This is a genomic window from Methylophaga sp. F7, assembly GCF_056863975.1.
Map to the genome: position 1 here is coordinate 1,026,874 of NZ_CM166511.1, position 12,707 is coordinate 1,039,580.

Here is a 12,707-nt window from a genome sequence, read left to right on the forward strand (position 1 = left end):
ATGATAATTATTATCATCTAGATAGAAAGTCCTGCATTACATGTTCAACAAAAATAAAATTTCCAACAGCATTCTGATTATTGAAGATGATTTAGTGCTAAATCATCAGCTAAAACAGCTGCTGGAAAAACAGCGTTTTATCGTTTCTCAATGCTTTGATGGTGAACATGGATTGCTTGCTGCGGTTAGTGAGCATTACGATCTGATTTTGCTTGATATCAGTCTGCCTGAACGAGATGGTTATTCTGTTTTAAATACGCTACGACAAACTCGTAAAACGCCTGTCATTATTCTTACCGCTCATGGTGCTGAAGAAGAGCGCATTCTGGGTTTTAAAAATGGGGCAGATGATTATTTGCCAAAACCATTTAATTTTACTGAATTGGTGCTCCGCATTGAGGCAATTCTCAGAAGAGCCTGCACAACCAGCTATCAACAGTTGAATGGGTCTGTTTTACAACACGAAGGTTTGACGCTGGACAGGCAGAAACAGCAGGTTTTTTTTCATGAGCATGCAGTGCAGCTGACGCCCATCCAGTTCAAGTTGCTGTGGACGCTAATGCAGCACGCTAATCATCTGCTCAGTAAACCACAGCTTTATCGTCTGGTGATGGAGCGCGACTTCAGTCGATATGATCGAAGCCTTGATATGCATATGAGTCGGGTCCGACGAAAATTAATCGATGTTGGCATGCCGGTTGACCGGCTGCAAACAGTCCATGGGGCGGGCTATATCCTGTTATGAAAAGGCGCCTGTTATGGAAACTGTCCCTGACTATTACGCTTGGAACAATTGCCTTGTTCTGGATAATCCATCATTTAATTCTGCAGACCGAGCAGCATATGAGTTTTATTGATAAACTGGATCAGCAGCAGTTAATTGATTATGCAAGACATGCTGAAATGCTGTATCTGCAAGGTGAGGATGAAAAACTGGCAAATTGGATCAACTATATAAAGCATCAGGAAGATACCTGGGTTGCACTGATCCGTTCAAAGATCACACCACTGGCAGGTAGTGAGATGGATGACTATTTTGTCGAAAATTTTGCATTGGGTAGAGATATCAGTTGGAAGATCCATTTATATTTTGCTCAAAATCCGATTATGGATATTACCTTTGCAGATGGGCATACCCATTTTCTGATTCGTCTGCCACAACGTATGCGACCCGGAGGCTATTGGACCTATACCAGTCTGTTACTACAAATTGCTTTACCGATGCTCTTGCTGGCTATCTTGAGTGTGGTGATTTATCGGCACGTCATGTCACCATTAAGACAACTCGAAACCGCCACTAAGCAATTCAGTGAGGGTGATTATCAAGTGAGAGTGCGTGATGACCTTGGCAAACGCAATGATGAAATAGCGGCTTTAGCCAGTACTTTTGACAGCATGGCAGAAAGAATTGGTACACAAATCCAGACCCAACGTCATCTAACCTCCGATTTATCACACGAATTAAGAACCCCGTTAACGCGCGTTGAACTGGCATTAAGTATCGCTGAACAATCCACTCCAGACGATGAATCATTGCAACGTATCCGTCATGAATGCCAGCAAATGCGTGAGTTAGTGGAAGATACTTTAACCCTGGCCTGGTTAGAGAATGAGCAACCATCGTTACAAAATGCATCACTGGACTTGACCGACTTGATTGACAGCATTGTAGAGAATGCCCGATTTGAATTCCCCCGGCACGTCATTACTGTTCATACACCGGAAACAGCTTATCTTCAGCAAAGCAGTGATCGTGCTTTAGGACATGCGATTGAAAATATATTACGTAATGCTCTTTCGCACACACCGCTAAAAGGAACGGTGAGCTTAACGCTGAAACGATACCAAGACCGTTACAATTTACAGATTGATGATCAGGGAGCTGGTGTCGCCAGAGAACAACTGCAAAATATCTTCAAACCGTTTTACCGTATAAAGGGATCTCAATCTGAAACCTATAAAGGGTTCGGGGTAGGTCTCGCACTTGCAAGACGTCAAGTCGAAGCGACAGGCGGAAAGTTATGGGCACAGATTCATGAGCACGGTGGATTAACAATGATCATGGAATTGCCGCTGACCTCCAAAAGTTAAACCTACTCAAGTTCAATTAATTGTAACAATTGTAAATTTGGTTTTAATCTCCGTTCACACTGACTAGAATGCGAATCTGTTCTATTTGATAATGATTATTATTCGCGAGGTTGGTGTGAGTATAAAACGGAGTATTGTAAGTCGTCCGACGATTTTAACATTGGCAATAGCTTCTGCTTTGGCAGGTCAGGTTGTTTGGGCAGAAGAGAGTGAAAGTATTGAACTAGATGTCGTTAAAGTGACGGGGAATACTATTACCCCAGAGCTCAATAGCGTCACAGCAGAACAAATTGAAAAACTACAGGCAACTGATTTGCAAGATCTCTTCAGTCAGTCGCCTGAAGTGACAATTGGCGGTGGTCCTGGGTTTGCCCAAAAACTCTATGTTCGTGGTATTGAAGATCAGCTGTTAAATATCACTATTGATGGTGCACAGCAGGCGACTCGTCAATTTCACCACGCAGGTCGAATCAGTATTGAACCTGAATTATTAAAACGCGTTGAAGTCAATGCGGGGGCAGGAAATGCGTTGTCAGGTCCAGGAGCATTAGGCGGTTCAGTTAAATTTGTGACCAAAGATCCAGAAGATATGCTGAAGCCGGGTGAAAACTTCGGTGGTCTGGTAAAAGGCATGTTCTCCAGCAATACTGATAGTTTTAAAACGAGTACTACTCTGTTTGGGAAATTGACCGAAGACTGGAGCGGCATGGTTTCTTATACGCAATCAGATGTCGACAATTACGAAGATGGAAATGGTGATGAAGTATCAGGTACAGAAGCTGATCAAGAGTATCTGTTTGCAAAAGTTGTCGGACACTTGACTGACAGTCAAACAGTACGTCTGAGTTACGAAAACCATAAAGATGAGGGCGATAGAACCCAGCGTCCTCAATGGATATTTAGTCCTCCACCAGCAGGAGCACCAGCTAACCGAGGGAATCTGATATACCCAATTGATAGTGACAGGAAAACAGCCACTTTCAATTATGAGCTGAACCCCCTTGATAATGCTTATGTGGATCTGGCACTGACTCTTTACAATACCGAAACAGAGTTTTTTCAGGACGGATTTTTCGGTCCCTTCACCGGCACAGGCGAGAGTACTGGTTTTGATTTACGTAATACATCTATCTTAGGTATGCATGAAATCACCTATGGAGTTGATTATCGTAAAGATGAGTCTAGCGCCGATGGGGATGGCGAGAATTACAAAGATGAGTCAAAGGTCAAGGGTGTTTATCTTCAAGATGATATCCAGTTAACCGATGCATTATTGTTAACCGCGGGTCTTCGTTACGATGACTATGAATTAGATACAGATTTTGGAAATACATCTCATAATGAAAGTGATCTCAGTTCTAATGTGGGTCTAAATTTTCACTTTACCGATAATTGGAGTGTGTTTGCTTCTTATGCTGAAGCCTTTAAAGGTCCTTTGGCACAGGATGCGTTTAAACTCGGCTTTACAACGCAAGCCGAGGATTTGAAACCCGAAAAGGCAGAGAATATCGAATTCGGTGTTGCCTATGACTCAGCAACATGGTTTGGTTCTGCCAAAGCCTATAGAAGTGAAATCAAAGACGTTATTGGCGTTTCAGGAACGGTAGGCCCAGCCAGAAATATCTTTGATAATTTGGGTGATTTAGAGTCAGATGGTTATATTCTGGAAATAGGTCATCGCTGGGATAGCTTAATGGCGAGAGTCAGCTATCACTACAACGATGCCGAAGTGGATGGTGTGGAAGCGAATGCTTATGATCATAACGGTATAGCTAATACGGTTCGTGACACATTCATTGCTCAACTTGATTACCAACTTAATTCACAATGGAATTTTGGTTGGAATGCGCGTTTTGTGAAAGGCCGTGATGATATTGATTTTGTGGCTCAAACCACATTTCCAGATGCAGAAATTGACCAGCCTGGCTATGGCATCCATGACTTTTATACGCAATGGAGGCCGTCATTATCAGAAGATGTACGGATAATGCTTACGGTACAGAATATTTTTGATAAAAATTATATTGATCATGCGAGCGTAGCCGATTTCACTGGCTTACCAGGTTATGGTTTAGTGAGAGGCTACAATGAACCCGGACGTGATGTTCGTCTGAGCGTGGCCTGGCAATTCTAATTCATTAAGCAGGTTTTCCCTGAAAATGCTTGATGAGCTTTGGCCGGATGTTGCAATGACATCCGGCTTTTTTCTATATTTAGGTTAACTTTTTTTCTCAATAATATTGCTGGGAGAATATTTCCAGCAAAGCACCAGAGCCAGAATAAAAGTCAGCCATTCGGCCAGCGGAAGGGCGATAAGAAACTGTTTATCTGGCAACCATGTGACAAACAATAATAATAAAGCTGTAGGCAGTAGTAAGCCTCGGGTTAAAGCAACTAACATAGATGGTAGCGGCTTTTGCATAGCGGTTAAATACACGGATAACGTGACATTCAGTCCATTGACAACAAATAACGGCCAAACCAGCATAATAAACTGGGCAGATAACTGCTGGCTTTCCACGGCATTATCCTGCAAAAACAATTGTATCAACCACTGTGGATAAAGCAGTAAAACACTAATTAGTAAAAGTGATAAAACCAGCACCAATGACATAGCCGTGATTAAAAAGTCTCGAATCCGCTTTGCCTGAGCAGCCCCATGATTTTGACTGATTAACAAATGCAGAGCATCTGCTATACCGTAATAAATCATCAGACTGATGAAAATAAGATAGTTAATCACTGCAAACGCCGCTAAACCATTGACTCCTTGATAGATAATCAGTAGCCAGTTAAGCAATAAAATCACCATTCCACCGGAAAGCTCATTCACAAATTCTGATAGCCCGTTGTAAGCGACTTTAGTCACCTCCGACCAGTTTCCCGGCATTAAAAGTAACCTTAAGCGTCTATTTTTGCTGAGAAAATACGTTGAAAGAATCAGCATCTGTACGATCTGTGCTGCAAGAGTTGCCAGAGCCGCCCCCTTTAACCCCATTTCCAGGCTGATAATGAATAGCGCATCAAGTGCAATGTTTATTAACGCCCCGGCAACCAAAGCGAATGTCCCCAGTTTTTGGCGGTTATCCAGCCGGATAAAGTAATACAGCACCATACTGGTCACTTGTAGAACCAGTACCACACAAATAATATGAAAATAAGGCAGAACCAACGTTATCAATTCATTCGGCGCACCCAATAACGTTAGTATTTGTCGATCCAAAATGAGTGAAAACCCCATAAACAGCAGACTGACAATTAAAATACTTATCAGGCATTTACTGAACACGGCAGCAGCGGCTTCGATATTGTTTTGCCCCAAATAACTACCGGCACGAACAGCCCCACCAATGGAAAACATCAGAGCAATAGCAAAAATCAGCGTAAAAAATGGAATCAACAACGTGATGGCGGCCAGACCCGCCGAACTGACAAACTGCCCGATAAAAATTCCGTCGACTATGCTGGCGGTGGTAATCGCCAACAAGCCCAGAATGGATGGAATGGCAAAGCGGAGAAAAGTGGAAATAATCGGACCGTTGAGGACGTCATTGTCGGTGTGGCTAGCCTGCATTTGGTTTCCATTTTCAAAGAAGTAGGGTCGGGGATCGCTGAATGCTAATAATTCTTTTTATTTTAGCAGCGCTCTTTTCACCGGAGCACATCAAAACGATTGAGTAATGCGGTATTTATTATCGTTATAACTCAGTTAAGTGCGTATAATACCGGGTCATTTGTTCGATGCGTGTTTCGCGTTGGCAACACATTTTAAAACATGGAGCTGAACACATTTTGCAACACGTCATTTCAACCTCCGACACGTTCATAATCGCTATTCAATGAAAAATATCAGAAACTTTTCAATCATTGCTCATATTGATCACGGTAAGTCCACCATAGCAGACCGCTTTATTCAAATCTGCGGCGGTCTGACTGCACGTGAGATGTCGCAACAGGTGCTTGATTCGATGGATATCGAAAAAGAGCGCGGCATTACCATCAAGGCGCAAAGTGTTTCATTGGATTACACGGCAAAAGATGGTGAAACCTATCACCTCAACTTTATCGATACGCCGGGCCACGTAGACTTTTCCTATGAAGTTTCCCGCTCACTGGCTGCCTGTGAAGGTGCTTTGCTGGTCGTTGATGCTGCTCAAGGGGTTGAAGCGCAAAGTGTGGCCAACTGTTATACCGCTATCGATCTTGGCCTTGAAGTTCTGCCCGTGTTAAACAAAATTGATTTACCTGCTGCAGAACCCGATCGAGTCGCTCAGGAAATCGAGGATATTATAGGTGTGGATGCACTGAATGCCGTACGCTGCAGTGCCAAAACGGGTGTCGGTATTGATGAAGTCCTTGAAGAGTTGGTTGCGCGTATTCCGCCACCACAAGGCGATCCAGAAGGTCAATTAAAAGCACTGATTATTGATTCCTGGTTTGATAGCTATGTCGGTGTTATCTCTTTGGTGCGAATCAAACAGGGCAGACTGAAAACCCGCGATAAAATCAAAGTTATGTCCACCGGACAGGAATATCAGGTTGACGAAGTCGGCGTATTTACGCCCAAGCGCAGTAAACGCACTGCTTTAAATTGTGGTGAAGTGGGTTATGTTATTTCCGGGGTCAAGGAAATTGATGGTGCGCCGGTAGGGGATACCTTAACGACGGCTCAACATGGTGCGACGGAAATGTTGCCGGGCTTTAAATCGGTAACGCCGCAGGTTTATGCAGGTGTATTTCCTGTTAGCAGTGATGATTACGATGCATTTCGTGAAGCACTGGGCAAATTACGATTAAACGATTCATCACTGTTTTTTGAACCGGAAAACTCTCAGGCTTTAGGCTTCGGTTTTCGCTGTGGTTTCCTCGGTCTTTTGCATATGGAAATCATCCAGGAACGCCTGGAACGTGAATATGATCTGGATCTGATTACCACGGCTCCGACCGTGGTATTTGAAGTGGTCACCAAAAAAGGTGATGTAATTAAGATCGAAAATCCGGCTTCATTACCTGATGCCGGTTCCGTTGAAGAAATCCGTGAACCTATCGTAGCGGCTGACATGCTGGTGCCGCAGGATTATCTTGGAGCGGTCATTACCCTGTGTGTAGAAAAACGTGGCGTACAGAAATCCATGCATTACATGGGCAAACAGGTTGCACTGAGTTACGAATTGCCAATGAATGAAGTAGTGATCGATTTCTTTGATCGCATCAAATCGGTCAGCCGCGGCTATGCCTCATTGGACTATCATTTTATCCGCTTTCAGGCAGCACCTCTGGTGAAACTTGATGTGTTGATTAATGGCGAAAAAGTTGATGCTTTGTCGATGATAGTGCATAAAGATCAAAGCGTTTCTCGTGGTCGTCAGTTAGTTGAAAAAATGCAAGAGCTGATCCCGCGACAAATGTTTGATGTCGCCATTCAGGCCGCTATTGGCGGACACATTATTGCGCGCTCAACAGTCAAGGCAATGCGGAAGAATGTTTTGGCAAAATGTTACGGAGGCGACGTTTCTCGTAAACGTAAATTGCTTGAAAAACAAAAAGCCGGTAAAAAACGAATGAAATCCATCGGCAAAGTGGATGTGCCGCAGGAAGCATTCTTGGCGGTATTGCAGTTATCCAAGAAATCTTAATAAGGAGCGTCAAGTGAGTTTCCCAGCAATAATGGTGTTACTGGTCGCGATAACCGGTCTGATATGGTTGGTGGACCGCTTTTGGTTAGCACCTAAACGTAAAGTAAATGACAATGAACCGGCGATTGTTGAATACGCCAAATCATTTTTCCCCATTCTGTTGCTGGTGTTGGTGATTCGCTCGTTTATCGCTGAACCGTTCCGCATCCCGTCAGAATCTATGTTGCCGACTTTGCATGTCGGCGATTTTATTTTGGTGAACAAATTTTCCTATGGCGTTCGGCTGCCGGTCATTAACACTAAAATTCTCGATACCGGTTCGCCGGAACGCGGTGATGTGATGGTATTCCGTTATCCCAAACAACCTGAAATTGACTATATCAAACGGGTTATTGGCTTACCGGGCGACAAAGTTGGTTATTTCAATAAAACGTTGTACATAAATGGTCAGGAAGTTAAAACCGAGGTAGTTGATAAACCAGTAGAAATGCTGGGTATCATTGCGCCGCGAGTACAGCTGAAGCATGAATTTCTGGACGCTGAACCTCATGAAATATTTTTGGATCCGCAACGTCAATCAATGGAAGGTGAGGTTACAGTTCCGGAAGGCCATTATTTTGTTATGGGTGATAACCGCGACAATAGTAATGACAGCCGTGTGTGGGGAACTGTGCCGGAAGAAAATCTGGTCGGCAAAGCCTTCTTTGTCTGGATGAGCTGGGATTGGGACCAGGGTGGTTTGGTCTGGTCAAGGGTGGGAAGCTCTATTAACTAAGGGCGAGTTTTTCCATTGGAAATGATTTTAGAATCTAATACATCATTTCCACCTTGTTTGATGAAAGGAGCCTCCAGCAGTGGTGGGGAGGGAAGATAATTAGACTCTAGGGCTTGTTTTATCTTTCATCTCCGCCTCTGTTGTGAGCTGAAAAAGTGTAAATCAAGGCACGAGGAGCGCCTTTTAGTTATTCTAAATAAGCGACGAGTAACGCAGAGTGACGCTTTTTCAGTCACAACCCAAAGGGCTGGGACTATTTTTGCGTCCGACTGCGTTGTGAATAACTTATGACGGAAGGCTACATTGCGTGCTTTCGGCCTTGGTGGATACAAAAATAGTCGCCAGCAGTGGTGGATGTGAAAGATAAACAAGACCTAGGAGTGCATCATGAAAAAACAACAGGGAATGACACTAATCAGTTGGGTGATAGTACTGGCAATCATCGCATTTTTTGCCACTTTAACCATGCGATTGGTACCGATGTACCAGGAATACTATGGTGTTTTGCAAATCATGAAGTCTATGGAAACCGAATTAAAAAACAATAAGCTGAGCAATCAACAAGTAATGTTACTACTGAGTAAAAGGTTTAATACCGGTTATATCTCCAGTGTGAAAAAAGAAAATATCGAATTATTCCGTGGCAGAAGCAATGCCTATGTCACCAAAATAGTGCTTGATTATGAAGTGCGGAAGCCGTTTTTTGCCCACATTGATTTAGTTGGGCATTTTGTGACAGAAGTGGATGTGGAACCGGAACCGACAAATCGATGACAAGCATCAAACAGAAAAAACTCTGCCAGCAACTTGGCATTCAATTTAAAAATGAAACATTGTTATTGCAGGCACTGACACATCGCAGTGCTGATCCAAAAAATAATGAACGGCTGGAATTTCTGGGCGATGCGATTTTGAGTTTCGTGATTGCCGAAGAACTGTTTAATCGTTTTCCCCAAGCCAAGGAAGGCAAGATGAGTCGCCTGCGTGCCAGCCTGGTGAAAGGGGAAACCCTGGCGGAAATAGCCCGTGAACTCAAATTGGGTGATGTGTTAATCCTCGGACAGGGGGAATTGAAGAGTGGTGGTTTCCGCCGTGAGTCAATTCTGGCCGATGCCTTAGAAGCCATTCTAGGTGCACTGTTTCTGGATAGTGGCATTGATATCGTCAAGCCGTTGATTCTGCGTCTTTATGATGAACGGCTGGATTCTATTGATGTTACTGAAACCATAAAAGATCCCAAAACCCGCTTGCAGGAATTACTACAAAGCCGCAAATTACCTTTGCCGCTATACAGTGTGAGAGAAATTGAATCCGCTGATAAACAGCCTGTTTTTGAAGCCTCTTGTCAGGTAAGTTTGCTGAATAAATTAGTGGTGGCTCAGGGAAGCAGTCATCGTAAGGCTGAGAAAAAAGCCGCTGAACGCGCCCTGACGCTAATCGAGTCAAAATTATGAATGATCAACCTGCTTTTCGCAGTGGCTATGTAGCCATTATAGGCCGTCCCAATGTCGGCAAATCCACCCTGATTAATCGGGTGTTGGGTCAAAAGTTATGTATTACCTCGCGTCGCCCGCAAACCACCCGTCACCGCATTCTGGGGATTAAAACTTCGGAATTGGGACAGTTCATTTACGTTGATACACCTGGTATCCACAGTGATGGCAAACGGGCCATGAATCGCTATATGAACCGTGCTGCAGCCGCTTCCGTTGAAGATGTGGATGTGGTGGTGTTTGTAATCGAAGGTATGAAATGGACTGAGGAAGATGAGCGGGTTTTGCAAAAACTGCAGGGGACCAGCAAGCCAGTCATTTTGGTGATGAACAAAATAGATAAACTGGAAGATAAAGCTACTTTGTTTCCACAGGTAGAAAAGCTTGCTGCATTGTTTAAATTTACTGATATCGTGCCATTATCAGCCCGCAAAGGCATCAATCTGGAATCTCTTGAAGAATCGATATATAAATTAATGCCAGAAGGCGAGATGATCTTTGATGAAGATCAGCTCACCGACCGTAGCTCACGTTTTCTGGCCGCTGAAATGGTTCGTGAAAAACTGTTCCGTCATTTAGGCCAGGAATTACCGTATTCACTAACTGTAGATATCGAACAGTTTGAAGATGATAACGGCATGTACCGTATCAGCGCTGTTATCTATGTAGAACGCAGTGGTCAGAAATCCATTGTTATTGGCAAAAAAGGTGAGTTACTCAAGCAAGTCGGTAAAGATGCCCGAGAAGATATGGAAAAGTTATTTGACTGTAAGGTGTTCTTGCAATTATGGGTCAAAGTGCGTGAGGGCTGGTCTGATAACGAGCGCATGCTCAGAAATCTGGGCTATAACGACGATCTCTGATTAGGCATTACGGTGGAATTCACCCAGGCATTTGTTTTACACCAACGTCCTTATCGGGAAACCAGTTTTTTGCTGGATGTATTTACTGAAGATTATGGTCGATTAAGCTTGGTAGCCCGCGGCATGCGCCAAAACAAACGCCGTCACAATAACCCACTCCAATTATTCCAACCGCTTTGGGTAAACTGGTTTGGAAGAGGTGACTTACTGACAATAAGCAAAATTGAAACGACCAGCGCACCTTATTGGTTGCAGGGTCATGCTGCTTTATGCGGTCTTTATATCAATGAATTATTAGTCAGATTGTTAACCCAGCAGCAAGCAGAACCAATGGTGTTTGATGCATATCAAAAAGCTTTGGATGGCTTACAGCAGGCTGAGAAGGCTGAGCAAGTGTTAAGACTTTTTGAAAAGCGATTGCTGGAAGCGTTAGGTTATGGGCTGGACCTGAACAACGATAGTCAGGGTGAGCCAGTGTCCGATGAACAGCATTACAGTTATCAGCCGGAGCTTGGGTTGCAACCTTGTCTGGCAAATGACAGAAAAAGGATTATTTCAGGAGCCAGTTTGTCACAGCTACAGCAGGAAAAACTGAGTGATCCGGTTAGCCTCAATGAAACAAAACACTTAATGCGTTTGATAATAAACTATCATTTGGATGGCAAACCGCTGAAAAGCCGGCAGTTGTTTGCTGAAATGCAACGTTATGCCGGCCCTAAAACAGCGAATTAATTAAGGAACATCATGTCGATTTATCTTGGCGTTAATATTGATCATGTGGCCACGTTAAGACAAGCCCGCGGTACCCGTTACCCCGATCCGATTCAGGCAGCTATTGAAGCCGAACAAGCCGGTGCTGACAGTATTACGCTGCATTTACGCGAAGATCGCCGGCATATTCAGGATCGCGATGTCAGAATGCTGGCCGATATTCTGCAAACCAAAATGAATCTGGAGATGGCGGTAACCGAAGAAATGCTTGACATCGCTGAACTATACCGTCCAGCTGATTGCTGTCTGGTACCGGAACGCAGAGAAGAGTTAACCACGGAAGGTGGGCTGGACGTTGCCGGACAACAATCCAGAATGCATGACGCCTGTTCGCGATTAGCAGAAGCCGGCATTACTGTTTCATTATTTATTGATCCAGAAATGAAACAAATTGAAGCTGCTGCGGCCTGTGGTGCGCCGGTCATTGAGTTACATACCGGTCGTTATGCCGAGGCCAGTTCAGCGGCTGAAGCCCAGCATGAGCTGAAAATCATTCGTCAAGCTGCTGAAAAAGCCCATGCTATGGGCTTGCAGGTGAATGCTGGTCATGGTTTGCATTATCACAATGTAAGACCCATCGCAGAGATTAAAGAGCTGGTGGAGCTGAATATCGGCCACGCCATTGTGGCACGATCATTCTTTACCGGCTTTCAGGAAGCCGTCCGGGAAATGAAAAAACTGATGTTAGGTGCACGACATTCATGATCAGTGGTATTGGCACGGATTTAGTGCATATTCCCCGTATCGCAGAAATGTTAAAAAAGTACGGCGATAAAGCCGCACAGCGTATTCTGGATGTGAGCGAATTCGAGCAGTTTCAAAAAAACCAGCAACCTGCCGCATTTCTGGCTAAACGGTTTGCTGCAAAAGAAGCCACGGCCAAAGCCTTGGGCACAGGCTTTCGGGATGGGTTAAGCCTGCAACATATCGCCGTTCGCAATAATAGTCTGGGCAAACCGGAACTGGTCTTTAATGCTTATGCCGAACAGTTATTGTCAGAAAAAATATCCAGACAGCTATGCTCAGTCTGAGTGACGATGGTGATTATGCCACCGCCTATGTTGTCCTGGTGGAAGGT

General features: G+C 44.1%; 12 protein-coding genes. 11 read left to right on the top strand and 1 reads right to left on the bottom strand.

Annotated elements, in window-relative coordinates; genetic code table 11:
- The first annotated feature begins 40 nt into the window (after window positions 1-40).
- The 3 genes from AC08OG_RS05295 to AC08OG_RS05305 all read left to right on the top strand — a co-directional run bounded on the left by AC08OG_RS05295 (window position 41) and on the right by AC08OG_RS05305 (window position 4,225).
- Window positions 41-745: a response regulator transcription factor gene (locus tag AC08OG_RS05295; RefSeq protein WP_292355500.1), complete on the top strand. Its 705-nt coding sequence runs from the start codon at window positions 41-43 to the stop codon at window positions 743-745.
- On the top strand, window positions 742-2,091 hold the full coding sequence (locus AC08OG_RS05300) for a histidine kinase sensor domain-containing protein (RefSeq protein ID WP_482930226.1): 1,350 nt from the start codon (window positions 742-744) through the stop codon (window positions 2,089-2,091). The genes AC08OG_RS05295 and AC08OG_RS05300 overlap by 4 nt, the downstream gene beginning before the upstream one ends.
- 115 nt (window positions 2,092-2,206) lie before the next feature.
- Window positions 2,207-4,225: a TonB-dependent receptor domain-containing protein gene (locus AC08OG_RS05305; protein ID WP_482930227.1), complete on the top strand. Its 2,019-nt coding sequence runs from the start codon at window positions 2,207-2,209 to the stop codon at window positions 4,223-4,225.
- An 84-nt stretch (window positions 4,226-4,309) separates the two neighbouring features.
- Here the strand turns inward: AC08OG_RS05305 and AC08OG_RS05310 are convergent, their stop codons facing one another.
- Entirely contained in the window at window positions 4,310-5,665 is a 1,356-nt protein-coding gene (locus AC08OG_RS05310; RefSeq protein ID WP_482930228.1) for an MATE family efflux transporter, read from the bottom strand.
- 265 nt (window positions 5,666-5,930) lie between these two features.
- Here AC08OG_RS05310 and lepA point away from each other — a divergent pair, with 265 nt between their 5' ends.
- The 8 genes from lepA (at window position 5,931) to acpS (ending at window position 12,660) form a co-directional block, all read left to right on the top strand.
- Window positions 5,931-7,727: a translation elongation factor 4 gene (lepA, locus tag AC08OG_RS05315; protein WP_292402174.1), complete on the top strand. Its 1,797-nt coding sequence runs from the start codon at window positions 5,931-5,933 to the stop codon at window positions 7,725-7,727.
- A 13-nt stretch (window positions 7,728-7,740) separates the two neighbouring features.
- On the top strand, window positions 7,741-8,502 hold the full coding sequence (gene lepB, locus AC08OG_RS05320; protein ID WP_292355510.1) for a signal peptidase I: 762 nt from the start codon (window positions 7,741-7,743) through the stop codon (window positions 8,500-8,502).
- Between the two features lie 387 nt (window positions 8,503-8,889).
- Window positions 8,890-9,276, top strand: a complete 387-nt coding sequence (locus tag AC08OG_RS05325) for a DUF4845 domain-containing protein (protein WP_292355512.1) — start codon at window positions 8,890-8,892, stop codon at window positions 9,274-9,276.
- Window positions 9,273-9,956, top strand: coding sequence for a ribonuclease III (rnc, locus tag AC08OG_RS05330; protein ID WP_292355514.1), 684 nt, complete (start codon window positions 9,273-9,275; stop codon window positions 9,954-9,956). Before AC08OG_RS05325 ends, rnc begins: the two co-directional genes overlap by 4 nt.
- Window positions 9,953-10,858, top strand: a complete 906-nt coding sequence (gene era / locus AC08OG_RS05335) for a GTPase Era (protein WP_292355516.1) — start codon at window positions 9,953-9,955, stop codon at window positions 10,856-10,858. The genes rnc and era overlap by 4 nt, the downstream gene beginning before the upstream one ends.
- Before the next feature lie 12 nt (window positions 10,859-10,870).
- Window positions 10,871-11,590, top strand: coding sequence for a DNA repair protein RecO (gene recO, locus AC08OG_RS05340; RefSeq protein WP_292355518.1), 720 nt, complete (start codon window positions 10,871-10,873; stop codon window positions 11,588-11,590).
- A gap of 12 nt (window positions 11,591-11,602) precedes the next feature.
- Entirely contained in the window at window positions 11,603-12,334 is a 732-nt protein-coding gene (gene pdxJ / locus AC08OG_RS05345; protein WP_439503637.1) for a pyridoxine 5'-phosphate synthase, read from the top strand.
- Window positions 12,331-12,660: a holo-ACP synthase gene (gene acpS / locus AC08OG_RS05350; protein ID WP_482930229.1), complete on the top strand. Its 330-nt coding sequence runs from the start codon at window positions 12,331-12,333 to the stop codon at window positions 12,658-12,660. Before pdxJ ends, acpS begins: the two co-directional genes overlap by 4 nt.
- Window positions 12,661-12,707 lie beyond the last annotated feature (47 nt).